This window comes from Bradyrhizobium sp. INPA03-11B, from assembly GCF_040446015.1.
Taxonomy (GTDB): domain Bacteria; phylum Pseudomonadota; class Alphaproteobacteria; order Rhizobiales; family Xanthobacteraceae; genus Bradyrhizobium; species Bradyrhizobium macuxiense_A.
Window position 1 is genome coordinate 59844 of record NZ_JASGSR010000022.1, and the last position, 23133, is coordinate 82976.

Here is a 23133-nt window from a genome sequence, read left to right on the forward strand (position 1 = left end):
AGGACAGGTCGAAACCTACCCATTGGCTTGCACATTTCCGACACTGCATGGTATCGTAATTCAACAATTAGGATACTGTCAAGTACTGGAATTATTGTGACCGAAAACAGACAGAGCCGGCGCGGCCGGCCCGTCAACGAGGCGCTTGGCCAAACGATCATCGACGCCGCGAGCGAACTCTTTGTGGAGTTGGGTTTTCAAGCGACGACATTGGACAAGGTCGCCCAGCGGGCGAAGATATCCAAGCTCAGCATCTATCGGCACTTCGAGAACAAGGAGGCGCTGTTCAGCGCGGCCATGGCGGCCGGCTGCCAGCAGTTGTTTGCACCACAGGCCCTTCTTGAAGGGGTCGACGGTTCGGTCGAAGATCAGCTCATGGCGGTGGGATCATTACTGCTTCGCACGCTGTTGAGATCAGACGTCCGCAGTGTCGAAGCCATGGTCATGGCCGACAAGACGGGTCAAAACTCGTTGAGCAAGCTCCATTTCGAAGCCGGCCCCGCCCATGTCATCGCCCAAATCGAGGCCCTGTTGCGTCAGTTGCACGCGAAGGCGGTTCTGAAGGTGCCCGATCCTCTCCAGTCCGCCCGCTTGTTTGCAGCGCTTTTCAAAGGATCCGATCTCCTGATGATCGCACGCTTCGATCAGGCGAAAGCAGAGGACGACAACGAAATCGAATCCTATTGCCGGTCGGCCGTCGCCATGTTCATCGCCGCGCACGGTCGCAACGACCACGCGGGCGGAGCCCCAAGGTCAAAGGACAAAATTTGAATCGTGCGTGACCGCGTCGGTCGCCGGCCTGCTCCTTTGCATGGGGTTGTTTTTCGATATTTTGGCCGCGCGCTCCTGTGATAGCCCCTGGGCCGCCAAACAGGGCCGTTTCGGCACGATTTGGCCTATCCGACCGGTGTAACCGACCATATTTCCTTGCTTCTGGCGCAAATCAGGCTATATAGCGCGCCATCTCACACGGAAACATGGCTCAAAAGGCCGTCCGGTGGCAGCCGGGCCATAAGGCTCGTCTGCTCACACGTTTCCGGAGGAACCAACCGGAGAATTATCACTATGTCGCTACCCGATTTTTCTATGCGTCAGTTGCTTGAAGCTGGCGTTCACTTTGGCCACCAGGCCCACCGCTGGAATCCGAAGATGCAGGATTACATCTTCGGCGCCCGCAACAACATCCACATCATCGACCTCGCGCAGACCGTGCCGATGCTGCACCGTGCCCTGCAGGCGGTCAGCGATACCGTCGCCAAGGGCGGCCGCATCCTGTTCGTCGGCACCAAGCGCTCGGCCCAGGACGGCGTTGCCGATGCGGCCAAGCGTTCGGCCCAGTATTTCGTCAATTCGCGCTGGCTCGGCGGCACGCTGACCAACTGGAAGACGATCTCGGCCTCGATCAAGCGCCTGCGCCATCTCGACGACGTGCTGTCGTCGGGCGAAGCCAACTCCTACACCAAGAAGGAGCGGCTGACGCTGCAGCGCGAGCGCGACAAGCTCGACCGTTCGCTCGGCGGCATCAAGGACATGGGCGGTCTTCCCGACATGATCTTCGTGATCGACACCAACAAGGAAGACATCGCGATCCAGGAAGCCCAGCGGCTCAACATCCCGGTCGCGGCGATCGTCGACACCAATTCGGACCCGAAGGGCATCACCTATGTGGTGCCGGGCAATGACGACGCCGGCCGCGCGATCTCGCTGTATTGCGACCTCGTGGCGCGCGCCGCCATCGATGGCATCTCGCGTGCTCAGGGCGATTCCGGAATCGATATCGGTGCCTCGGCTGCGCCGGTGCAGGAAGACCTCCCGGCGGCTGCGCCGTCCGGTTTCCAGGGCCTGGCTGGTCCGCGCGGCACCGCCGACAACCTCAAGAAGCTCACCGGCGTGTCCGGTGCGATCGAGAAGAAGCTCAACGACCTCGGCATCTTCCACTACTGGCAGCTCGCCGAGCTCGACCACGACACCGCGCACAAGATCGGCGAAGAAGTCGGCCTGCCGAGCCGTGCCGACGCCTGGGTCGCCCAGGCCAAGACGCTCGCCGAAGCGGAATAACAGTTACGCGGCGTGGCCGGGGTCTGCCCGGCCGCCGCTTTGCTTCCACGAACAACGATTTCCCTGTTGCAGACAGCGGCGCCATCGGGCGCCGCGGTTTCTGTACAGGCAAGAAGGACATTGAACGATGGCAACGATCTCTGCAGCGATGGTCAAGGAACTCCGCGAGTCGACCGGCGCGGGCATGATGGATTGCAAGGCGGCGCTGACCGAGACCGACGGCGACATGACGGCGGCGCAGGATTGGCTGCGCAAGAAGGGCCTCTCCAAGGCCGCCAAGAAGGCCGGCCGCGTGGCGGCCGAGGGCCTGATCGGCGCGCTGACCTCGGGCACCAAGGGCGTGCTGGTCGAGGTCAATTCGGAGACCGACTTCGTTGCGCGCAACGAGCAGTTCCAGGGCCTGGTCAAGATGATTGCTCAGGTCGCGCTGAAGCACGGCTCCGATGTCGAGGCCATCAAGGCCGCCAAGGTTGGCGACTTCACGGTGGAGCGGGCGATCTCGGACGCGATCGCGACCATCGGCGAGAACATGTCGCTGCGCCGCGCCGCTTCGCTCGAGGTGAGCAAGGGCGTGGTGTCGAGCTATGTCCACAACGCCGTCATCGAGGGCGCCGGTAAGATCGGCGTGATCGTGGCGCTGGAGTCCGCCGGCAAGACCGACGAGCTCGCGGTGCTCGGCCGCCAGCTCGCCATGCATGTTGCGGCGGCGAAGCCGCTGGCGCTCGACCCGGCCGGGCTCGATCCGGAGACCGTCAAGCGCGAGAAGGACGTGCTGGCCGACAAGTACCGCCAGCAGGGTAAGCCCGAGAACGTCATCGAGAAGATCGTCGATTCCGGCCTGAAGACCTACTACAAGGAGGTCTGCCTCCTCGATCAGGCCTTCATCCACGACAGCGGCAAGTCGGTTGCCCAGGCGGTGAAGGAAGGTGAGGGTAAGGTCGGCGGGCCGATCAAAATCGCTGGCTTTGTGAACTATGCTCTCGGTGAGGGAATCGAGAAGCAGGAAAGTGACTTCGCCGCAGAAGTCGCGGCCGCCAGCGGCAAGAAGTAACCGCTGACACCAGGCGTCCGGCGCTTTGCGCCGGAGGTCTGCCTGCGCGGGATAAGAAAGCGATCGCATCATGGCTGAGCCGATCTATCGTCGCGTGGTGATCAAGCTGTCCGGCGAATATCTGGCCGGCTCCCACGGGTTCGGTATCGATCAACCGACGGTCGACCGCGTCGCGGACGACCTGATCGCGGCCCGCAAGCTCGGAATCGAGGTCGCCGTCGTGATCGGCGGCGGCAATATCGTCCGCGGCGTCGAGGTGTCCTCGCGCGGCGTCTCGCGGCCGACCGGCGACACCATGGGCATGCTTGCGACCATGATGAACTGCCTCGCGCTCGAGGCGGCGATCGAGCGCAAGGGCACCCCGGCGCGGACCTTGTCGGCATTCGTGATGCCGGAGATTTCCGAGCTGTTCACCCGTAGTGCGACGCACAAATATCTCGCCGAGGGACGTATCGTCCTGCTCGGCGGCGGAACCGGCAACCCGTTCTTCACCACCGATACCACGGCCGTGCTGCGTGCGGCCGAGATCGGCGCGCAGGTGGTGCTGAAAGCCACCAATGTCGACGGCGTCTATAACGCCGATCCGAAGAAGGACCCCAAAGCCAAGCGCTTCGACCGCCTGACCCATTCGCAGGCGATCGAGGGCGGCTACAAGGTCATGGACGCGACTGCTTTCGCGCTTGCCCGCGAGACGTCGCTGCCTATCATCGTGTTCTCGATCGCGGAGCCCGGTTCGATCGGTGCGATTCTGCGCGGGTCCGGACACGGCACGGTCGTCGCCGGCTGATTGCCGCGCCTCCGGGTCCAGATTTTGGACCCGAGGGCGTCGACAGCCGGTTTCTAGTGAAAGGGAGAACGTCATGGCCGCACCTGGTTTTGACATCAACGACGTGAAGCGCCGCATGCAGGGCGCCACACAATCGCTCAAGCACGAACTCGGCGGTCTGCGGACCGGCCGCGCCGCGGCCTCCATGCTGGAGCCGGTCCAGGTCGAGGCTTACGGCTCGCATATGCCGCTCAACCAGGTTGCAACCATCAGCGTGCCCGAGCCGCGCCTGCTCTCGGTGCAGGTCTGGGACAAGACGATGGTGAAGGCGGTCGAAAAGGCGATCGTCGATTCGAACCTCGGCCTGTCGCCGGCGACCGAAGGCCAGGTGCTGCGGCTGCGCATTCCCGAGCTCAACGAGGAGCGCCGCAAGGAGCTCGTCAAGGTCGCGCACAAATACGCCGAAGCGGCCAAGGTTGCGGTGCGCCATGTGCGCCGCGATGGCCTCGACGTGATCAAGAAGCTCGAGAAGAATCACGAGATATCCGAGGACGATCAGGAGCGCCTGTCGAACGAAGTGCAGAAGGCGACCGACGGCATGATCGTCGAAATCGATCAGCTGCTTGCCGCCAAGGAAAAGGAAATCCTGACGGTCTGAGACGGTACAGGAACAGCCGATGTCGAACGCCGCCGCCCCAGCAACTGACGGACCGGATCGCTCCGGCAGTCCGTTGCATGTGGCGATCATCATGGACGGCAACGGGCGCTGGGCCGCGTCGCGCGGCCTGCCGCGCGTCGAGGGCCATCGCCGCGGCGTCGAGGCGCTCCGCCGCGTGGTGCGTGCGGCCCATGAACTCGGCATCGTCTACCTCACGATCTTTTCGTTCAGCTCGGAAAACTGGTCGCGGCCCGCGAGCGAGATCGGCGATCTGTTCGGACTGCTGCGCCGCTTCATCCGCAACGATCTGGCGACGCTGCACCGCGACGGGGTGCGGGTGCGCGTGATCGGCGAGCGCGATGGGCTCGACGGCGACATCTGCGCGCTGCTCAACGAGGCCGAAGAGCTCACGAGGAACAATAGCAAGCTCAACCTTGTTGTCGCCTTCAACTACGGTTCGCGGGCGGAGATCGCCGCGGCCGCGCGGCGTCTTGCGCGCGAGGTCGCCGAAGGCAAGCGCGACGCCAACTCGATCGATGCCGACACGCTCGGGCACTATCTCGATGCGCCCGACATTCCGGATCCGGATCTGATCATCCGCACCAGCGGCGAGCAGCGTCTGTCGAACTTCCTGATGTGGCAGGCCGCCTATAGCGAGTTGGTGTTCGTGCCGATTCACTGGCCGGATTTCGACAAGGCGGCGCTCGAAGGCGCGATTGCGGAATACGGCAAACGCGAGCGCCGGTTCGGCGGCCTCGCCGCGAAAACCGGCTCGTGAGCGAGGGCGAAGCCGCGCCGGCGGCAGCAAGCGAACAGCCGCCTGAGGCAGCAAGCGATCAGGGGGCGCGCAACCTCGCGATGCGCGTGGTTGCGGCGCTGGTGCTGGCGCCGGCTGCGATCGCATTGGCCTATCTGGGCGGCGTCGCCTGGTCGCTGTTGGTGGCGCTGGCGGCGGTCGGCTTGTTTGTGGAATGGCTTGCTGTCACCGGGTTCGGACGCGAACTCCGCGTCGTGGTGCCCGGTGCCTTAGCGCTGCTGCTGATCGGACTTTGTTTGATGGCCGGCCGCATCGATGCGGCGCTGGACGTGCTCGTGGTCGGTGTGGTCGCTGTGGCGTTGACGTCGGGCGAGCGGCGCAGCTGGGCAATTGCGGGATTGCTCTATGCCGCGGCCGCCGAGATCGCATCGGTCGTGCTGCGTCTCGATCCGCCGAAGGGCTTCGCCGCGCTGATGTTCGTGCTGCTGGTCGTGTGGGTCACCGATATCGGCGGCTATTTCGCAGGCCGCAGCATCGGCGGGCCGAAGCTCTGGGTGCGGGTCAGTCCGAAGAAGACATGGGCTGGCGCGATCGGCGGTTTCGTGGCGAGCCTGCTTGTTGCAGCCGGATTTGCCGCCTTCGAGATCGGGACGACGGGACCGTTGCTGATGCTCGGAGCCGTGTTGTCGGTGGTCTCGCAACTCGGCGATCTCTTCGAATCCGCGGTGAAGCGGCGGTTCGGGGTGAAGGATTCGAGCCACATCATTCCCGGCCATGGCGGCCTGCTGGACCGCCTGGACGGATTTGTCGCGGCCGTCATTGTGGCGGCGATTTTCGGCTTTCTCCGCGGTGGCGCCGATGGCGTCGGACGCGGTCTTATGGTTTGGTGATGAGATGAGCGCAGTTCCGTTGCGTAACAACAAGGCCGCGGCGGCATCAGCCGTGCGGACCGTGACTGTCCTCGGTGCCACCGGCTCGATCGGCGACAGCACGATGGATCTGCTGCGTGGCGCGCGCGACCGCTACCAGGTCGAGGCGCTGACCGCGAACAGCAATGTCGAGGGTCTTGCCAAGCTCGCCAGGGAGTTCGGTGCGCGATTCGCCGCCATTGCCGATCCGGCGAAGCTTTCCGAGCTGAAGGACGCGCTGGCTGGAACCCGGATCGAATGCGGGGCCGGGGAGAGCGCCATCATCGAGGCCGCCGCACGGCCGGCGGATTGGGTGATGGCGGCGGTCAGCGGCGCTGCCGGACTGAAGCCGGCGCTTGCCGCGGTCGATCGCGGCGCAACCGTCGCGCTCGCGAACAAGGAGTGCCTGGTCTGCGCCGGCGACATCTTCATGGAGCGGGCCAAGAAGGCCGGCGCCTGCATCCTGCCGGCGGACTCCGAGCACAATGCGCTGTTCCAGGCGCTGGCTTCCGGTAATCGCGAGGAACTGACGCGGGTGATCATCACCGCATCCGGCGGGCCGTTCCGCACCTGGGCTCCCGCCGATATCGAGCAGGCGACGCTGGAACAGGCGCTGAAGCATCCGAACTGGAGCATGGGGCAGAAGATCACGATCGATTCTGCCTCGATGATGAACAAGGGTCTCGAGGTGATCGAGGCGTCGTATTTGTTCGCCTTGGCGCCCGACGAGATCGACGTGCTGGTGCACCCGCAGTCGATCATCCACGGCATGGTCGAGTTCTCGGATCGCTCGGTGGTGGCCCAGCTCGGCACGCCCGACATGCGGATCCCGATCGCGCATTGCCTCGGCTGGCCTGATCGCGTCGTCGGCCCGTCAGCCAAGCTGGATCTCGCCAAGATCGGACAGCTCACCTTCGAGGCGCCGGATTTCGAGCGCTTCCCCGGACTGCGGCTGGCCTACGAGGCGCTGCGGATGGGGCACGGCGCGACGACGGTCTACAATGCCGCGAACGAGATCGCGGTCGCAGCGTTCATCGCAGGCAAGATCAAGTTCGGCGCGATCGCGCGGCTGGTCGAGGCGACGATGAATGATTGGATCAGGTCGGGGAATCAGCCACCACTGCACTCGGCGGATGATGCGATTTCCGTTGACCATATCGCGCGAAATAAAGCTGCCGCCCTATTGCCTCAAATTGCCTTAAAGGCAACCTAGAGGGTTGGGGACGGAGCTTAATCGCTCTTGTCGAGGGGAATTCGGATGCCCGAGTATTTTCTTCATAGTATCAATGCGTTGAGCCATGGGCTTCTCGGCTATATCGTTCCATTTCTCTTCGTCCTGACCATCGTCGTTTTCTTCCACGAGCTTGGCCATTTCCTGGTCGCGCGCTGGGCTGGCGTGAAGGTGCTGACCTTCTCGCTGGGCTTCGGGCCGGAGCTAGCCGGCTTCAACGACCGGCACGGCACGCGCTGGAAGATCTCGGCGATTCCGCTCGGCGGCTACGTCAAGTTCTTCGGTGACGACAGCGAGGCATCGACGCCGTCGACGGAGACGCTCGCCGCTATGACGGCGGAGGAACGCGAGGGCAGCTTCCACCACAAGTCGGTCGGCAAGCGCACCGCCATCGTCGCAGCCGGCCCGATCGCGAACTTCATCCTCGGTGCCCTGATTTTCGCGGGCATGGCGCTCTATTACGGCAAGCCCAGCACGATCGCCCGGGTCGACGGCCTGGTCGCCGAGAGCGTCGCCGCGAATGCGGGCTTCAAGGTCGGCGACGTCGTCGTGGATATCGACGGCAGCGCCATCCAGAGCTTCGCTGACATGCAGCGGATCGTAGCGTCGAACGCCGGTTCAGAGCTTGGGTTCAAGGTGAAGCGGGACGGCACGGTCGTTTCGCTCAAGGCGACGCCGGCGCTGAAGGAGGTCAAGGATCCCTTCGGCAACGCCCACAAGATCGGCGTGCTCGGAATCGAGCACAAGGCTCAGGTCGGCGAAGCATCCAGTGCGCCGGTCGGCGTCTTCGAGGCCATGAAGATCGGCGTCGAGCAGGTCTGGTACATCATTTCCAGCACGTTCAAGTTCCTGGGGTCGCTGTTCGTCGGGACCGGCAATCCGGCCGAGGTGAGCGGAGTCATTGGAATCGCGAAGCTTTCGGGCCAGGCGGCGAGCGCCGGGTTCCAGTTCGTGGTCAATCTTTGTGCCATCCTGTCGGTCTCGATCGGTCTGTTGAACCTGTTCCCGATTCCGCTTCTGGATGGCGGACATCTGCTTTTCTACAGCGCGGAGGCGCTCCGCGGACGCCCGCTTTCCGAGCGGACGCAAGAGGTGGGTTTCCGAATCGGTCTGGGTTTGGTTCTGATGTTGATGGTGTTTGCGACGTATAACGACATCCTCAGGATCGCCGGGTCCTGAAACGGGGCTTTTCTGTGACGTTGCCAATGGGCAACGTCTTGGAACGAAAATGGAAATGTTCAGCTCTAGTAAGTTTGCCCCCTTGGCAAATTTGGCTACAAGCTGAGCGGCAGGTTGGGAATCTGTCGGGTCGTTGGGGAACGACTTGGCACTGTTAAGATAAGGGCGCGTTGCGCATGATGTTTGGAATGCGAGTGAGGGGGGGCTTGTTCGCCGCCTTGGTCATGTTCGCCGCGCCGGTGGCGGCCACTCTGTCGGCCGTAGCTGTGTCTGCGCCTGCGTATGCGCAGACGGTTGATTCGATCACGGTGGAGGGGAACCGCCGCGTCGAGCTCGAAACCATCCGCTCGTATTTCCATCCCGGACCGGGCGGTCGGCTGGGCCAGGCCCAGATCGACGACGGCCTGAAGGCGCTGATCGAGACCGGCCTGTTCCAGGACGTCCATATCGACCAGCGGGGCGGACGCCTCGTCGTGGTCGTGGTCGAGAACCCGGTGATTGGCCGCGTTGCCTTCGAGGGCAACAAGAAGGTCAAGGACGAGCAGCTCACCGCCGAAGTCCAGTCCAAGCCGCGCGGCACCTTCTCGCGTCCGATGGTGCAGTCGGATGCGCTGCGCATCGCGGAAATCTACCGCCGCTCCGGCCGCTACGACGTGCGGGTCAATCCGCAGATCATCGAGCAGCCGAACAACCGCGTCGACCTGATCTTCGAGGTCAATGAAGGCGTGAAGACCGGCGTGCGGTCGATCGAGTTCATCGGCAACAATGCCTATTCGGCGTCGCGTCTGCGCGACGTCATCAAGACCCGCGAATCGAACATCCTGAGCTTCCTGGGCGGCAACGACGTCTACGACCCCGACCGGGTCGAGGCCGACCGTGACCTGCTGCGCCGCTTCTATCTCAAGAACGGCTATGCCGACGTCCAGGTCGTGGCCGCGCTGACCGAATACGATCCCGACAAGAAGGGCTTCCTGGTTACCTTCAAGATCGAGGAGGGCCAGCAGTACCGCGTCGCGTCCGTCAACTTCACGTCGTCGATCAACACGCTCGATCCGAACGCGCTGCGCTCGTTCTCGCGCGTCAATGTCGGCTCGCTCTACAACGCCGAGGCGCTGGAGAAGTCGGTCGAGGAGATGCAGATCGAGGCGTCCCGCCGCGGCTACGCGTTCGCAGTGGTTCGGCCGCGCGGCGATCGCAATTTCGACAATCACACGGTGTCGATCACCTTCGCGATCGACGAAGGTCCGCGCACCTATATCGAGCGCATCAACATTCGCGGCAACAGCCGTACGCGCGACTACGTGATCCGCCGCGAGTTCGATATCTCGGAAGGCGACGCCTACAACCGTGCGCTGGTCGACCGTGCCGAGCGCCGGCTGAAGAACCTCGACTTCTTCAAGACCGTGAAGATCACCACCGAGCCCGGGTCCTCCAGCGATCGCGTCATCCTGATCGTCGATCTCGAGGAGAAATCGACCGGCGACTTCTCGGTGTCGGGCGGCTATTCGACCACCGACGGCGCGCTGGCCGAAGTCAGCGTCTCCGAGCGCAACCTGCTCGGCCGCGGCCTGTTCGCGAAGGCCTCGGTGACCTACGGTCAGTACGCCCGCGGCTACTCGCTGTCGTTCGTCGAGCCCTATCTGCTCGACTACCGCGTCGCGCTCGGCCTCGATTTCTACCAGCGCCAGCAGCTGTCCAACAGCTACATCGCCTACGGCACCAAGACGCTGGGCTTCAGCCCGCGGCTCGGCTTCAGCCTGCGGGAAGATCTGTCGCTGCAGTTGCGCTACTCGGTCTATCAGCAGGAAATCACCCTGCCGTCGACGCTGAACAACTGTAACAACAATCCATTTCTCTCTGACGGTGTAACTCCCAATCCGGCGTTCAATCCGAGCCCGGCTTACGCGAACCTGAACGGGATCAGCCTGGTGTCGACCAATGGTCTCGGCTGCTTCTCCGATGGCGAAGCCTCGCTGCCGGTCCGCAAGGAGCTGGCGGGTGGCAAGACGCTGACCTCGGCGCTGGGTTACACGCTCAACTACAATACGCTCGACAACAACAAGAACCCGACCGACGGTCTGATCGTCGACTTCAAGCAGGACTTCGCCGGCGTCGGTGGCGACGTCAGCTACATCAAGTCCGCGATCGACGCGAAGTACTACACCCCGCTGGTGTCGGACATCGTCGGCGTGATCCACGCGCAGGGCGGCATCCTGAACAAGCTCGGCAGCGACGAACTGCGTATGCTCGATCACTTCCAGATGGGCCCGAACCTGGTCCGTGGCTTCGCGCCGAACGGTATCGGTCCGCGTGACATCAACCCGTACGGCACCATGGACGCCATCGGCGGCACCAAGTACTGGGGCGTGTCGGCGGAACTGCAGATGCCGTTCTGGTTCCTGCCGAAGGAAGTCGGACTCAAGGGCGCGGTCTATGCCGACGCCGGCGGGCTGTACGACTACAAGGGTCCGACCTCGTGGGCGGCGACGGGCGAAGTCAACCAGCCTGGCTGCATCAAGCCGACGAACAACCCGCCGTCTCCCGGCACCTGCCTTGGTCTGAGCTATGACGACAGCAAGGTGGTCCGTACCTCGGTCGGTGTCGGCCTGATCTGGCAGTCGCCGTTTGGTCCGCTGCGCTTCGACTACGCGATACCGCTGACCAAGGGTGCGTATGACCGCGTGCAAGAATTCCGGTTTGGTGGCGGTACGACTTTCTAACACCGCCACTCGACCGGACTGCGACGGATGGAATGGCGCAGCCGATCTTCTTCAAAAGTCCTCCTTCGTCATCGCTGGCTGAAATAGCCGCGCTGACGAAGGCGCAACTGGTCGACCCCGCGAGGGGCGCGCATAAGATCAGGGGGCTGGCCTCGCTCGACGAGGCCGGTCCGATGCATCTCGCGTTTTTCGACAATCTCAAATACGCCGACCAGCTTGCCGCGACCAAGGCAGGCGCCTGCCTGGTCAGCCCGCGCTTCGAGGCGCAGGTGCCGAAGGGCACCGCCGTGCTGCGCGCCGCGAAGCCGTTCCAGGTGTTCGTCGAGCTCGCCCGCGAATGGCACGCCGATGCGCTGCGGCCGCAATCCTGGTTCGATACCGAGGGGATCGCCCCGTCGGCGATCATCGATCCGACCGCGCGCCTCGAGGACGGGGTCATCGTCGATCCGCTGGTCGTGATCGGCCCGCGGGTCGAGATCGGTTCGGGCACCATCATCGGCGCCGGCGCGGTGATCGGCGCTGACGTCAAGATCGGCCGCGACTGCAATGTCGGCGCCAAGACCACCATTCAGTTCGCGTTGATCGGCAACAATGTCCTGATCCACCCCGGCTGCAATATCGGCCAGGACGGCTACGGCTTCATCTTCTTCGGGCCGGCTGGCCACGTGAAGGTGCCGCAGACCGGCCGCGTGGTGATCCAGAACAATGTCGAGGTCGGCGCCGCTTCGACCATCGACCGCGGTTCCCTGCGCGACACCGTGATCGGCGAGGGCACCAAAATCGACAATCAGGTCCAGATCGGCCACAATGTCACGATCGGTCGGCACTGTCTGCTCGCGGCCCAGATCGGGCTCGCCGGCAGTCTGACGATTGGCGACAATGTCGCGCTCGGCGCCAAGGTGGGCATCAATAACCACCTCAAGATCGGCGACGGCGCCCAGGTGACGGCGATGAGTGCAGTCAAGGACGACATCCCGGCCAACGGCCGCTGGGGCGGGCATTTCGCCAAGCCGACCAAGCAGTGGTTCAGGGAAATTATCGCAGTGGAGCGCCTGGTGCGCGACAACGAAGCCAAGGGCAAGGAACAGGAGTGATGGAGGAGGCACCGGTCAAATTCGAGCTGGTGGATATCAACGATATCCTGAAGACGCTCCCGCATCGCTTTCCGATGTTGCTGATCGACCGCGTGATCAAGATCCGCACCGACTACAGTGGCATTGGCATCAAGAACGTCACCTTCAACGAGCCACCGTTCCAGGGCCATTTCCCGGATCGCCCGGTGTACCCCGGCGTGATGATGATCGAGGCGATGGCGCAGACCGCCGGCGTGATCGGCATCAAATCGGTCGAAGGCACCGAGAAGCCGCGCGCGGTGTATTTCCTCACCATCGACAAGTGCAAGTTCAGGAAGCCGGTGATGCCCGGCGACACCATCGAGTACCACATGCGCTCGCTCGGCCGCCGCAAGACGATGTGGTGGTTTCACGGCGATGCCAAGGTCAACGGCCAGGTGGTCGCCGAGGCCGATGTCGGCGCGATGCTGACGGACTAAAGCGTATTCGAGCGAACTGGCCTTCCGATTCGCGTGAAGAAGACGCGTCGAGTAAGCCAGCGGTCAGGACGTTCGACAGGTGTACCGACCATCCGCGCCGGCGATGCGCAGGACGCGGTTGAGGAAGACGCCCATCGACGGTGCGATCATCAGCGCGTCGTAGGTTTCAGTAGGCACGCCGCAATAGTGCTGGTAGCTGCCCCTGACCGCGACCAGCAATGTCCGCTCGCCGGCGCTGTAGCAGACCCGCTGGACGATCGTGCTGCGATTGATGTCGCGGCAGTCGAAGCGCGAGAGATCGATGGTCGTGCTGTTGCCGAGGTCGACGGTCTCCGGGCCGATCGGCGCAGAGAGCAGGCTGAGGATCAGCGCGGCGGCCCGGACCATGGATCGGTCGCGACCTTCTCGTTTGCAACAGGCCGTCATGATACGTCACTGGACAGGGCGGTCAAAGTCGCGCTAACGACCGCTCAAATCGACAGCATTGTGCCTTGATAGCACCTTGGCGCCATTAACGAATTCCGGATCGAAACGTCATGAGCATGATCGACCCCACTGCGCGGATTGCCGATGGCGCTGTGATCGGGGCCGGCACCGAGATCGGTCCGTACTGCATCATCGGCCCCAATGTCGTGCTCGGTGAGAACTGCAAGCTGATCGCGCATGTCACGGTCAGCGGACATACCAAGATTGGCGCCGGCTGCGTCATCTCGCCGTTTGCTGCGCTCGGCGGGCCGCCGCAGGATCTCAGCTATCGCGGCGAGCCGACCCGTCTCGAGGTCGGCGAAGCCTGCACGATCCGCGAGGGCGTGACGATGAACGTCGGCACGATCAAGGGCGGCGGGCTCACCCGCATCGGCGATCGCGGCTTCTTCATGAACAACAGCCATGTTGCCCATGACTGCATGGTCGGCAACAATGCGATCTTCGCGACCTCGGCGACGCTCGGCGGCCACTGCGAGGTCGGCGACTTCGTCTATATCGGCGGCCTGTCGGCGGTGCACCAGTTCACCCGCGTCGGCTCGCAGGTGATGATCGGCGGCGTCTGCGGCGTGCGCGGCGACATCATCCCGTTCGGGCTTGCCAACGGCCAGTACGCGGTTCTCGAAGGCCTCAACATCATCGGCATGCGCCGCCGCCAGTTCACCAAGGCGCGGCTGGCAACCGTGCGTGCGTTCTATCAAAAGCTGTTCCACGGCCACGGCATCTTCGCCGAGCGGCTGGCTTCGGTGCAACCGCTAGCGGGCGAGGATCCCGCGATCGCCGAGATCCTCACCTTCATCGAGGGCGGCAAGCTGCGGCCGCTCTGTCTTCCCGCCGATACCAATTGAGCAGAGGATGGCCGCCAGCATGACGTCAGCGGCTCCCTCGCTTTCCTCGCCAGTCGGCGTGATCGCCGGCGGCGGCGCCATGCCGTTTGCGGTCGCCGATCAGCTCACCGCGCGCGGCATCACGCCGGTGCTATTCGCGCTGCGCGGCGCCTGTGATCCGGCGCGCGCGCAGCGGTTTCGTCATCGCTGGATCTCGGTCGGCCAGCTCGGGCGGGCAACCCGGTTGTTTCGCGATGAAGGCTGCCGCGACCTGATCTTCATCGGCACGCTGGTGCGCCCGGCGCTGTCGGAGATCCGGCTCGACTGGGGGACGCTGCGCCTGCTCGGCCATGTCGTGCGCGCGTTCCGCGGCGGCGACGATCATTTACTGTCGAGCGTCGGCCGCATCCTCGAGCAGCAGGGATTTCGCATGGTCGGGATCAAGGATGTCGCGCCCGATCTGCTGATGCCGGAGGGCGCCGTGACGCGCGCGACTCCGGACAGCGCAGCGCTCGCCGATATCGCGCGCGGCTGCGGCGTGCTCGACGCGCTCGGGCCGTTCGACATCGGCCAGGCGGCAGTGGTGATCGACGGTCACGTGGTTGCGGTCGAAGACATCGAAGGCACCGACGGGCTGCTCGCGCGCGTGGCGCGGCTGCGCGCCGAGGGCCGGATCCGCGCCAAGGCCGGCCGCGGCGTGCTGGTGAAGGCGCCGAAGAGCAAGCAGGATCTGCGGTTCGATCTGCCGACCATCGGCCCACGGACGGTCGAGGGTGCGGCCGCGGCGGGCATCGCCGGGATCGCCGTGATCGCGGGCAATACGCTCGCCGCCGAACCGCAGGCCCTGATCGAGGCCGCCGATGCCAAGGGGCTGTTCGTCATCGGGCTGGCGGGCTGATGCAGGCGCGCAGTCCCAGCACCGGCCGCAAGATCTTCCTCATCGCGACCGAGGAATCCGGTGATCGCCTCGGCGCGGCGCTGATGCAGGTGCTGCGCCAGCGGCTCGGCGATGCCGTGCAGTTTTCCGGCGTCGGTGGCCGGGCGATGACAGGTGAGGGCATCGACCCGCTATTCCCGATCGAAGAACTCTCGATCGTCGGCCTTTCCGCCGTCGTGAAGCAATTGCCGAAAATACTGCGGTTGATCAGCCGCACCGCCGACGCAGTGCTCGCCGATCCGCCCGACATGCTCGTCATCATCGACAGCCCTGACTTCACGCACCGTGTCGCGCGTCGTGTTCGCGCGCGTAACCCGAACGTCCCGATCGTCGATTACGTGTCGCCGTCGGTCTGGGCCTGGCGGCCGGGCAGGGCGCGCGCGATGCGAAGCTATGTCGATCATGTGCTCGCGCTGCTGCCGTTCGAGCCGGAGGAATATCGCAAGCTGCAGGGACCGCCATGCAGCTATGTCGGCCATCCCCTGACCGAGCAGCTCGCCTCGCTGCGGCCGAACGAGGAGGAGCAGAGGCGGCGCGACGCGCAGCCGCCGGTCCTGCTGGTTCTGCCCGGAAGCCGGCGCAGCGAGATCAGGCATCATCTGGCGCTGTTCGGCGCCGCGCTCGGCCAGCTCAGCCAGCAAACGCCGTTCGAGCTCGTGCTTCCCACCATGCCGCATCTCGAGGCGATGGTGCGTGAAGGTGTCGCCTCGTGGCCGGTGGCGCCGCGACTCGCGATCGGCGAGACCGAGAAGCGCGCTGCATTCCGCGTGGCCCGTGCCGCGCTCGCGAAGTCGGGCACGGTGACGCTGGAGCTCGCGCTGTCAGGGATTCCGATGGTGACGGCCTATCGCGTCGGCGCCGCCGAGGCGTTCATCCTGCGCCGCGCGATCCGGGTGTCGTCGGTGATCCTCGCCAACCTCGTGATCGGCAGTGATATCATTCCCGAGTTCCTGCAGGAGAACTGCGCGCCGGACAAGCTCGCGCAGGCGCTGGTCGATGTGATCAAGGATTCACCCGAGCGTCTGCGGCAGCTCGTGGCGTTCGCGACGATGGACGGCAAGATGTCGACCGGCGACCAGCCGCCGAGCGTCCGCGCCGCCGACATCGTGCTGGCGGAATTGGGCCGGCGTTCGAGCTAGCCAATCGACCATGCCTCCGTTCAGCGGCGACATACCGGCGCAACGGTTCCGCTTGCCTCAAATATTTAGAATGCGCTAATATTAGCATTGTCTAATATTGGTACGGAGCCCTCCATGAAGATCGATCCTGTCGCCTATGTCGGAGCCGTCGTTCGTGAAGTCGCCGTCCGGGAGCGCGATGGCAAACCGGCGCGGGCGGCGATTGCAACGCGCAGCTACGACACCGACATCGCCGATCTCTGGGACGCGCTGACCAATCCCGAGCGCATCCCGCGCTGGTTCCTACCCGTCTCCGGCGATCTGAAGCTCGGCGGCCGCTACCAGTTCCAGGGCCACGCGGGCGGCGAAATCACGACGTGCGAACCGCCGCACCGGCTTGCCGTAACCTGGGAGGCGATGGGCACCGTCAGCTGGTTGACCGTGACGTTGGCTGATGACGGTTCCAGAGGAACCCGTCTGGAACTTGAGCATCTCTCGCTCATCGAAGGTGACTTCTGGGACCGTTACGGGCCTGGCGCAGTCGGCGTCGGCTGGGACCTCGGCTTGATGGGGCTCGCTTTGTACCTCGCCACAGCGCCGGGACAGCTTTTCGACCGCGCGGCGGCCGCGGCCTGGCCTGGCTCGGACGACGGCAAGGATTTCATCCGCCGCAGCAGCGCAGACTGGTGCCGGGCTTCGATCAAGGCTGGGACCGACGAGAGCGCCGCGCGGCGCGCCGAGGCCAACACCACGGCGTTCTATTGCGGCGAGCCTGAGCCGGGCGGAGGTTAGCGCGCGTGCACGCCTTCGACATCCTCGGCGATCCCGTCCGCCGGCGCATCCTGGAGCTGCTGGCGACCGGCGAGCACAGTTCGGGCGATGTCGTCGCCGTCGTGCAGCGCGAATTCGGCATTACCCAATCGGCGGTCTCGCAGCAGCTACGGATCCTGCGCGACGCCGGTTTCGCGTCGGTGCGCGCCGACGGCACCCACCGCATCTATGCGGTGGAGCCGCGGCGGTTGCGCGAGGTCGACGACTGGCTCGACCGCTTCAGGGCGTTCTGGCTGCCGCGCCTCGATGCGCTCGCGACCGAAGTCGCGCGCGGCAAACGAAAACGGCGCCATCGGGAATGATGGCGCCGTCTCTGACTCACTCAGAAATGCAGCTTACTTGCGCTTGTCGATCTGCACATAGTCGCGGCGCGCGACGCCGGTGTAGAGTTGGCGCGGACGGCCGATCTTCTGCTGCGGATCCTCGATCATCTCGCTCCACTGGCTGATCCAGCCGACGGTGCGGGCGACCGCGAACAGCACGGTGAACATCGAGACCGGGAAGCCCATCGCCTTCAGTGTGATGCCCGAATAGAAGTCGACGTTCGGGTAGAGCTTGCGATCGATGAAGTAGGGATCGCTGAGCGCGATCTTCTCGAGCTCCATCGCCACCTTGAGCATCGGATCGTCGCCGTGGCCAGTCTCCTTGAGCACCGCGTGGCACATCTTCTGCATGATCTTGGCGCGCGGGTCGTAGTTCTTGTAGACGCGGTGGCCGAAGCCCATCAGGCGGACTTCGCTGTTCTTGTCCTTCACCTTGGCGATGAAGTCCGGAATGTTTTCCACCTTGCCGATGCCGTAGAGCATGTTGAGCGCGGCCTCGTTGGCGCCGCCATGCGCCGGGCCCCACAGGCAGGCGATGCCGGCCGCGATGCAGGCGAACGGGTTGGCGCCCGAGGAGCCGGCGATGCGCACCGTCGAGGTCGAGGCGTTCTGCTCGTGGTCGGCATGCAGGATGAAGATCTTGTCGAGTGCGTCAGCGAGTACCGGATTGATCTTGTACTCCTCGCAGGGCACCGCGAAGCACATGTTGAGGAAGTTCTCGGCAAATGAGAGCGAGTTCTTCGGATAGATGAAGGGCTGGCCGACGGTGTACTTGTAGGCCATCGCCGCCAGCGTCGGCACCTTCGCGATCATCCGCATCGAGGCGATCATGCGCTGCCGCGGATCGTTGATGTCGGTGGAGTCGTGGTAGAACGCAGCCAGCGCGCCGACGGCTGCCACCATGATCGCCATCGGATGAGCGTCGCGGCGGAAGCCCTGGAAGAAGCGGGCCATCTGCTCATGCACCATCGTGTGATGAATCACGCGGTGGTCGAAGTCCTTCTTCTGCGCCGGGGTCGGAAGCTCCCCGTAGAGCAGCAGGTAGCACGTCTCGAGGAAGTCGCCGTGCTCGGCGAGCTGCTCGATCGGATAGCCGCGGTATTCGAGAACGCCGGCGTCGCCGTCGATGTAGGTGATCTTCGACTGGCAGCTGCCGGTCGAGGTGAAGCCGGGGTCGTAGGTGAACACCCCGGCCTGGCCGTAGAGCTTGGCGATGTCGATGACATCAGGCCCAACCGTGCCGCTCAGGATCGGGAAATCGTAGTTCTTGTTGCCGATGGTGAGTGTGGCTGTCTTGCTGGATTTTGCGTCCATCGCGATATCCCCGATGAATTCGTTGCGAAAACCGACCATGCCCAGTCGCTAATCTGCGGCCCATGGCCGGGCGGAACGGCTTGTTGAGAAAGCGTCCGGGGATGGGTAGCTCATTGCAATGTGCGCTGCAAGATGGACCCTGGAGGGGGTCCATGCAGGATTACGCCGCCTGATCGGCGAGGCGGGCCAGACACTCCTGGCGTCCCAGGACGGCCAGCACGTCGAAGATGCCCGGCGACGTTGTGCGTCCGGTCAGCGCCACCCGCAGCGGCTGGGCGACGCCGCCGAGCTTCAGATTGTTCTGCTCGGCGAAATTCCGCATGGCGGTCTCGGTGGTTTCCGCCGTCCAGTCATTCACGGCTTCCAGCGCAGTGCGCAGCCGGCCGATCAATGCGCGCGTCTCCGGCGTGAGTAGCGCCACAGCTTTCGGATCGAGCTCGAGCGGCCGATCAGCGAAAATGAAGTAGGCGCCCGCGATCAGCTCGATCAGCGTCTTGGCGCGCTCCTTCAGACTCGGCATTGCGCGCAGCAACTGCGCGCGGGTGGTGTCGTTGAGTTTGGCCTTCAGCGCGGCGCCTTCAGGAACATAGTCCAGCACGCTCTCGAACTGGGTCACGAGGGATTGATCGTCGTTCTGCCGGATATAGTGACCGTTGAGGTTCTCCAGCTTGGCGAAATCGAACCGCGCCGCCGAGCGGCCGATGCCCGGGAGATCGAACGCGTCGATCATCTCCTGGGTGGAGAAGATCTCCTGGTCGCCATGGCTCCAGCCGAGCCGGACGAGGTAGTTGCGCAGGGCGGCCGGCAGATAGCCGAGCGCGCGGTAGGCATCGACGCCGAGTGCGCCATGGCGCTTCGACAGTTTCGAGCCGTCGGGGCCGTGGATCAGCGGAATGTGGGACATGCTCGGAAGCTCCCACTCCAGCGCGTCGTAGATCTGCTTCTGGCGCGCGGCGTTGATCAGGTGGTCGTCGCCGCGAATGATGTGGGTGACGCCCATGTCGTGGTCGTCGACCACGACCGCGAGCATGTAGGTCGGGGTACCGTCGCCGCGCAGCAGGACGAGGTCGTCGAGGTTCTCGTTCTGCCAGACCACACGGCCCTGGACCTGGTCCTCGATCACGGTCTCGCCGGTCTGCGGCGCCTTCAGGCGGATGGTCGGCTTGACTTCCGAGGGCGCGGTGACCGGATCACGGTCACGCCACATGCCGTCATAGAGCCGGGTGCGGCCCTCGGCGCGCGCCTTCTCGCGCATCGCGGCCAGCTCCTCGGGCGTGGCGTAGCAGTAATAGGCGCGCCCAGCGGCGAGCAGGCCCTCGGCGACCTCGCGATGGCGGGCGGCGCGGCTGAACTGGTAGATCACGTCGCCGTCCCAATCGAGCTCCAGCCACTTCAGGCCGTCGAGGATGGCGTCGATCGCCTCCTTGGTGGAGCGTTCGCGGTCGGTGTCCTCGATTCGGAGCAGCATCTTGCCGCCGAGCTTCCTGGCATAGAGCCAGTTGAAAAGCGCGGTGCGGGCCCCTCCAATGTGGAGGAAGCCGGTCGGTGAGGGGGCGAAGCGGGTAACGACGGGATTGGTCATGATCGAGCGAGACGTATGCTGGAACGGGCGGTGGTGTATAGCAGGAACCGGACATAACTAAAGCCTCGGTTGACCTTTTGCCCGTCAAACCGGACCTGAGACCGGGCTTGAAACCGGACTTGAAACCGGACTTGGCCGGACGGCACGAATTTGGCAGAACGTTGGGCCTAATCCTCCAGGGAACCCTTTGATGACGACTGACACGACGGCAGAGGCAGGGCGCGACTTCATCCGCGACATCGTCCAGGCCGATCTCTCCTCCCACAAGCACAACCGGATCGTGACCCGCTTCCCGCCGGAGCCGAACGGCTACCTGCATATCGGCCACGCCAAGTCGATCGCGCTGAATTTCGGCATCGCGCAGGAGTTCGGCGGCCAGTGCAATTTGCGCTTCGACGACACCAATCCGACCAAGGAGGAGCAGGAATACATCGACTCCATCCAGGCCGACGTCCATTGGCTCGGCTACGACTGGGGCAAGAACCTCTTCTTCGCCTCGGACTATTTCGAGCGCCTGTATGATTGGGCCGAGGGCCTGATCAAGGCCGGCTATGCCTATGTCGACGACCAGTCGCAGGAGGAGATCCGCACGTCCCGCGGCACGCTGACCGAGCCCGGCAAGAACTCGCCGTTCCGCGACCGTTCGGTCGAGGAGAACCTCGACCTGTTCCGCCGCATGAAGGCCGGGGAGTTCTCCAACGGCACCCGCGTGCTGCGCGCCAAGATCGACATGGCGGCCGGCAACATCAATTTGCGCGACCCCGTGCTCTACCGCATCCTGCACGCTCATCATCCGCGCACCGGCGACAAGTGGTCGATCTATCCGAGCTACGACTACGCGCACGGCCAGTCGGACGCGATCGAGGGCATCACGCATTCGATCTGTACGCTGGAGTTCGAGGATCACCGTCCGCTCTATGAGTGGTTGCTCGACAAGCTGCCGGTGCCGTCGAAGCCGCGCCAGTACGAAATGGCGCGGCTGAACCTGACCTACACGCTGCTGTCGAAGCGCGTGCTGACCCAGCTCGTCCGTGACGGGCACGTCTCGGGATGGGACGATCCGCGTATGCCGACCATCGCCGGCCTGAAGCGGCGCGGCGTGCCGCCGGCTGCGGTGCGCGAATTCATCAAGCGCATCGGCGTCGCCAAGGCCAACAGCGTGGTCGATGTCGGCATGCTCGAATTCTGCATCCGCGAAGAGCTGAACCGCACCGCGCTGCGCCGCATGGCGGTACTGCGGCCGCTCAAGGTCGTGATCGAGAATTATCCGGAAGGGCAGGTCGAGGAGATCGAGGCGATCAACCACCCGGACAATCCGGAAGCCGGCACCCGCAAGATCGCGTTCGGCCGCGAGCTCTACATCGAGCGCGACGACTTCATGGAGAATCCGCCGAAGAAGTTCTTCCGCCTCTCGCCCGGCAACGAGGTGCGGCTGCGCTATGCCTATTTCATCAAGTGCACGGGCGTGATCAAGGACGCCGCCGGCGAGATCACAGAGCTCCGCGCGACCTACGATCCCTTGACCAAGGGCGGCAATGCGCCCGACGGCCGCAAAGTGAAGGCGACGATGCACTGGCTGCCGGCGGCGCAGTCGAAACCGGCGGAGATCCGCATCTACAATCAGCTGTTCGCCAACCCTAGCCCGAACGCCGCCGATTTTGCCGCCGACCTCAATCTGCAGTCGCTGGAAGTGCTCAGCGATGCGCGGGTCGAGCCTGCGATCGCCGAGGGCAACTCGCCTGACGCGATGCAGTTCGAGCGGCAGGGCTATTTCGTGCGTGACGCGGATTCGAGGCCGGACAAGCTCGTATTCAATCGCACCATCGGCCTGCGCGACACGTTCGCCAAGGAAGTCGGCGGCAAAGGCTAGCTGTTCGAGACGGACGCCAGGAGGGAGGCGATCGATGCCTGAGGAAGCCGACGAGATCGTCTCCGCGATCATTGCAAAGTGGTCGGCAGGTTTCAGCAAGCTCGATGCGGATGCGCTCTCCGCGCTCTACTCGAAGAGCGCGTTCTTCTTCGGCTCGAACCCGGCGCTCTATCGCGGCCGCGACGGCGTCAAAGCGTACGCTGAGGGCCTGCCGCGCTGGCATGCGCCGCGCGTTCAGTTCAGTGAAATCAGGACCGCGCAGGTGAATGCCGATCTCGTCAACATGGCGGGCATTGCGTCCTTCTTCCTTGACGGCGATGCGCCCGCGCTCGTCGTCAAGATCACCTGGGTGATCGCGCGCGAGGACGGCGACTGGAAGATCGTCTGTCACCACCTCTCGTCGCAGACACCGCTGATCTAGGCGCGCGCTGGAACCTGGCACAGCGGCAACGCATCGCAGGTCGGACAGGTGTTTTTTGTCCCCGCCGCACCATATCCTTGGAGAGAGGGAGGTGAGGATTATGCGCATTCAACACTGGCAGGATGCTGCCAGCCTGTTGGTGGGCGTTTGGCTGGTCGCGTCGCCGTTTGCACTGGGCTTCTCCGGGGCAGCTCTCTGGATCTCCATCGCACTCGGATTGGGCGTCGTGCTGTTTGCCTTGGAGGCATTCATCATTCCGTCCTATCTGGAGGAATGGGGCGAGATGCTGATGGGGTTGGCTCTGGTGCTGGCACCCTGGACGTTCAGCTACGAACACGGATCGGCCACGACGGGCAGCGTGCTCGCCGGCATCGTGGTGATCGTGCTCGCTTGCTGGGAGCTGACGACGGATCGTGATTTCACCACCTGGTGGCACGATCGGTGGCATCACCGGGCTGGCTGAGAGGAAGCCGACGGAAGCGTTGGTCTGACCGCCTATCACTGGCGGCCGCAGGGGTTTGGTTGCATGGAGCAGGATCCTCTCCAG

At 64.2% G+C, this 23133-nt stretch carries 23 protein-coding genes; 20 read left to right on the top strand and 3 right to left on the bottom strand.

The annotated features are described in order from the left end of the window. The first annotated feature begins 96 nt into the window (after positions 1-96). The 12 genes from QMZ05_RS11810 (at position 97) to fabZ (ending at position 12880) form a co-directional block, all read left to right on the top strand. Positions 97-771, top strand: a complete 675-nt coding sequence (locus QMZ05_RS11810; protein WP_353700899.1) for a TetR/AcrR family transcriptional regulator — start codon at positions 97-99, stop codon at positions 769-771. 294 nt (positions 772-1065) lie between these two features. Beyond that, a complete protein-coding gene (locus QMZ05_RS11815) occupies positions 1066-2058 on the top strand; it encodes a 30S ribosomal protein S2 (RefSeq protein WP_353700900.1) in 993 nt (330 codons plus the stop codon). A 127-nt stretch (positions 2059-2185) separates the two neighbouring features. After that, positions 2186-3109: a translation elongation factor Ts gene (gene tsf, locus QMZ05_RS11820; RefSeq protein ID WP_353700901.1), complete on the top strand. Its 924-nt coding sequence runs from the start codon at positions 2186-2188 to the stop codon at positions 3107-3109. Between the two features lie 70 nt (positions 3110-3179). Further along, complete coding sequence (pyrH, locus tag QMZ05_RS11825) at positions 3180-3896, top strand: UMP kinase (protein WP_353700902.1); 717 nt, start codon at positions 3180-3182, stop codon at positions 3894-3896. 73 nt (positions 3897-3969) lie between these two features. Further along, positions 3970-4533, top strand: a complete 564-nt coding sequence (gene frr / locus QMZ05_RS11830; protein WP_024583513.1) for a ribosome recycling factor — start codon at positions 3970-3972, stop codon at positions 4531-4533. Positions 4534-4552: 19 nt separating this feature from the next. Beyond that, positions 4553-5311, top strand: coding sequence for an isoprenyl transferase (locus tag QMZ05_RS11835; protein WP_353700903.1), 759 nt, complete (start codon positions 4553-4555; stop codon positions 5309-5311). Next, the gene (locus tag QMZ05_RS11840) at positions 5308-6180 is read left to right on the top strand and encodes a phosphatidate cytidylyltransferase (protein WP_353700904.1); all 873 of its coding nucleotides are present in this window, start codon (positions 5308-5310) and stop codon (positions 6178-6180) included. Before QMZ05_RS11835 ends, QMZ05_RS11840 begins: the two co-directional genes overlap by 4 nt. A 4-nt stretch (positions 6181-6184) precedes the next feature. Continuing rightward, positions 6185-7411 carry a 1-deoxy-D-xylulose-5-phosphate reductoisomerase gene (gene dxr / locus QMZ05_RS11845; RefSeq protein ID WP_353700905.1) on the top strand — a complete coding sequence of 409 codons (1227 nt, stop codon included), beginning with the start codon at positions 6185-6187 and terminating at the stop codon, positions 7409-7411. Between the two features lie 45 nt (positions 7412-7456). Then, the gene (gene rseP / locus QMZ05_RS11850; protein ID WP_353700906.1) at positions 7457-8608 is read left to right on the top strand and encodes an RIP metalloprotease RseP; all 1152 of its coding nucleotides are present in this window, start codon (positions 7457-7459) and stop codon (positions 8606-8608) included. 176 nt (positions 8609-8784) lie between these two features. Continuing rightward, positions 8785-11328 (top strand): outer membrane protein assembly factor BamA, encoded by a 2544-nt coding sequence (gene bamA / locus QMZ05_RS11855; protein ID WP_353700907.1) that lies wholly within the window; start codon positions 8785-8787, stop codon positions 11326-11328. Between the two features lie 32 nt (positions 11329-11360). Further along, the gene (lpxD, locus tag QMZ05_RS11860; protein ID WP_353700908.1) at positions 11361-12422 is read left to right on the top strand and encodes a UDP-3-O-(3-hydroxymyristoyl)glucosamine N-acyltransferase; all 1062 of its coding nucleotides are present in this window, start codon (positions 11361-11363) and stop codon (positions 12420-12422) included. Beyond that, positions 12422-12880 carry a 3-hydroxyacyl-ACP dehydratase FabZ gene (fabZ, locus tag QMZ05_RS11865; protein ID WP_016841580.1) on the top strand — a complete coding sequence of 153 codons (459 nt, stop codon included), beginning with the start codon at positions 12422-12424 and terminating at the stop codon, positions 12878-12880. The genes lpxD and fabZ overlap by 1 nt, the downstream gene beginning before the upstream one ends. A 63-nt stretch (positions 12881-12943) precedes the next feature. Here fabZ and QMZ05_RS11870 read toward each other — a convergent pair whose 3' ends face one another. Beyond that, complete coding sequence (locus QMZ05_RS11870; protein WP_353700909.1) at positions 12944-13267, bottom strand: KTSC domain-containing protein; 324 nt, start codon at positions 13265-13267, stop codon at positions 12944-12946. A 149-nt stretch (positions 13268-13416) separates the two neighbouring features. Here QMZ05_RS11870 and lpxA point away from each other — a divergent pair, with 149 nt between their 5' ends. The 5 genes from lpxA (at position 13417) to QMZ05_RS11895 (ending at position 17378) form a co-directional block, all read left to right on the top strand. Then, the gene (gene lpxA / locus QMZ05_RS11875) at positions 13417-14211 is read left to right on the top strand and encodes an acyl-ACP--UDP-N-acetylglucosamine O-acyltransferase (RefSeq protein ID WP_353700910.1); all 795 of its coding nucleotides are present in this window, start codon (positions 13417-13419) and stop codon (positions 14209-14211) included. A gap of 19 nt (positions 14212-14230) precedes the next feature. Continuing rightward, the gene (lpxI, locus tag QMZ05_RS11880; RefSeq protein WP_353700911.1) at positions 14231-15088 is read left to right on the top strand and encodes a UDP-2,3-diacylglucosamine diphosphatase LpxI; all 858 of its coding nucleotides are present in this window, start codon (positions 14231-14233) and stop codon (positions 15086-15088) included. After that, the gene (gene lpxB, locus QMZ05_RS11885) at positions 15088-16266 is read left to right on the top strand and encodes a lipid-A-disaccharide synthase (protein ID WP_353700912.1); all 1179 of its coding nucleotides are present in this window, start codon (positions 15088-15090) and stop codon (positions 16264-16266) included. The genes lpxI and lpxB overlap by 1 nt, the downstream gene beginning before the upstream one ends. A 114-nt stretch (positions 16267-16380) precedes the next feature. Then, positions 16381-17037 carry an SRPBCC family protein gene (locus QMZ05_RS11890; protein ID WP_353700913.1) on the top strand — a complete coding sequence of 219 codons (657 nt, stop codon included), beginning with the start codon at positions 16381-16383 and terminating at the stop codon, positions 17035-17037. Between the two features lie 5 nt (positions 17038-17042). Continuing rightward, entirely contained in the window at positions 17043-17378 is a 336-nt protein-coding gene (locus QMZ05_RS11895) for a metalloregulator ArsR/SmtB family transcription factor (RefSeq protein ID WP_353700914.1), read from the top strand. Between the two features lie 33 nt (positions 17379-17411). Here QMZ05_RS11895 and gltA read toward each other — a convergent pair whose 3' ends face one another. Together gltA and gltX are read right to left on the bottom strand one after the other, a co-directional pair. Next, positions 17412-18713, bottom strand: a complete 1302-nt coding sequence (gene gltA, locus QMZ05_RS11900) for a citrate synthase (RefSeq protein WP_146985743.1) — start codon at positions 18711-18713, stop codon at positions 17412-17414. Positions 18714-18873: 160 nt separating this feature from the next. Continuing rightward, positions 18874-20295, bottom strand: a complete 1422-nt coding sequence (gene gltX / locus QMZ05_RS11905) for a glutamate--tRNA ligase (RefSeq protein WP_353700915.1) — start codon at positions 20293-20295, stop codon at positions 18874-18876. Between the two features lie 190 nt (positions 20296-20485). Between gltX and QMZ05_RS11910 the strand changes: the two genes are divergently transcribed. From QMZ05_RS11910 to QMZ05_RS11920, 3 genes are all read left to right on the top strand, one after another. Continuing rightward, positions 20486-22165, top strand: a complete 1680-nt coding sequence (locus tag QMZ05_RS11910) for a glutamine--tRNA ligase/YqeY domain fusion protein (protein WP_353700916.1) — start codon at positions 20486-20488, stop codon at positions 22163-22165. A gap of 34 nt (positions 22166-22199) precedes the next feature. After that, positions 22200-22586, top strand: coding sequence for a nuclear transport factor 2 family protein (locus QMZ05_RS11915; RefSeq protein ID WP_353700917.1), 387 nt, complete (start codon positions 22200-22202; stop codon positions 22584-22586). A 100-nt stretch (positions 22587-22686) separates the two neighbouring features. Next, positions 22687-23049, top strand: a complete 363-nt coding sequence (locus QMZ05_RS11920) for an SPW repeat protein (RefSeq protein ID WP_353700918.1) — start codon at positions 22687-22689, stop codon at positions 23047-23049. The last annotated feature ends 84 nt before the right edge of the window (positions 23050-23133 follow it).

What these genes read in the sequence shown, in the direction of transcription:
- bamA (WP_353700907.1), top strand. Translation starts at nt 8,785, where the DNA reads ATGATGTTTGGAATGCGAGTGAGGGGGGGCTTGTTCGCCGCCTTGGTC.
- pyrH (WP_353700902.1), top strand. Translation starts at nt 3,180, where the DNA reads ATGGCTGAGCCGATCTATCGTCGCGTGGTGATCAAGCTGTCCGGCGAA.
- QMZ05_RS11915 (WP_353700917.1), top strand. Translation starts at nt 22,200, where the DNA reads ATGCCTGAGGAAGCCGACGAGATCGTCTCCGCGATCATTGCAAAGTGG.
- dxr (WP_353700905.1), top strand. Translation starts at nt 6,185, where the DNA reads ATGAGCGCAGTTCCGTTGCGTAACAACAAGGCCGCGGCGGCATCAGCC.
- QMZ05_RS11815 (WP_353700900.1), top strand. Translation starts at nt 1,066, where the DNA reads ATGTCGCTACCCGATTTTTCTATGCGTCAGTTGCTTGAAGCTGGCGTT.
- fabZ (WP_016841580.1), top strand. Translation starts at nt 12,422, where the DNA reads ATGGAGGAGGCACCGGTCAAATTCGAGCTGGTGGATATCAACGATATC.
- gltA (WP_146985743.1), bottom strand. Translation starts at nt 18,713, where the DNA reads ATGGACGCAAAATCCAGCAAGACAGCCACACTCACCATCGGCAACAAG.
- lpxD (WP_353700908.1), top strand. Translation starts at nt 11,361, where the DNA reads ATGGCGCAGCCGATCTTCTTCAAAAGTCCTCCTTCGTCATCGCTGGCT.
- lpxB (WP_353700912.1), top strand. Translation starts at nt 15,088, where the DNA reads ATGCAGGCGCGCAGTCCCAGCACCGGCCGCAAGATCTTCCTCATCGCG.
- frr (WP_024583513.1), top strand. Translation starts at nt 3,970, where the DNA reads ATGGCCGCACCTGGTTTTGACATCAACGACGTGAAGCGCCGCATGCAG.
- QMZ05_RS11835 (WP_353700903.1), top strand. Translation starts at nt 4,553, where the DNA reads ATGTCGAACGCCGCCGCCCCAGCAACTGACGGACCGGATCGCTCCGGC.
- rseP (WP_353700906.1), top strand. Translation starts at nt 7,457, where the DNA reads ATGCCCGAGTATTTTCTTCATAGTATCAATGCGTTGAGCCATGGGCTT.
- QMZ05_RS11920 (WP_353700918.1), top strand. Translation starts at nt 22,687, where the DNA reads ATGCGCATTCAACACTGGCAGGATGCTGCCAGCCTGTTGGTGGGCGTT.
- QMZ05_RS11890 (WP_353700913.1), top strand. Translation starts at nt 16,381, where the DNA reads ATGAAGATCGATCCTGTCGCCTATGTCGGAGCCGTCGTTCGTGAAGTC.
- tsf (WP_353700901.1), top strand. Translation starts at nt 2,186, where the DNA reads ATGGCAACGATCTCTGCAGCGATGGTCAAGGAACTCCGCGAGTCGACC.
- QMZ05_RS11870 (WP_353700909.1), bottom strand. Translation starts at nt 13,267, where the DNA reads ATGGTCCGGGCCGCCGCGCTGATCCTCAGCCTGCTCTCTGCGCCGATC.
- lpxI (WP_353700911.1), top strand. Translation starts at nt 14,231, where the DNA reads ATGACGTCAGCGGCTCCCTCGCTTTCCTCGCCAGTCGGCGTGATCGCC.
- QMZ05_RS11910 (WP_353700916.1), top strand. Translation starts at nt 20,486, where the DNA reads ATGACGACTGACACGACGGCAGAGGCAGGGCGCGACTTCATCCGCGAC.
- lpxA (WP_353700910.1), top strand. Translation starts at nt 13,417, where the DNA reads ATGAGCATGATCGACCCCACTGCGCGGATTGCCGATGGCGCTGTGATC.
- gltX (WP_353700915.1), bottom strand. Translation starts at nt 20,295, where the DNA reads ATGACCAATCCCGTCGTTACCCGCTTCGCCCCCTCACCGACCGGCTTC.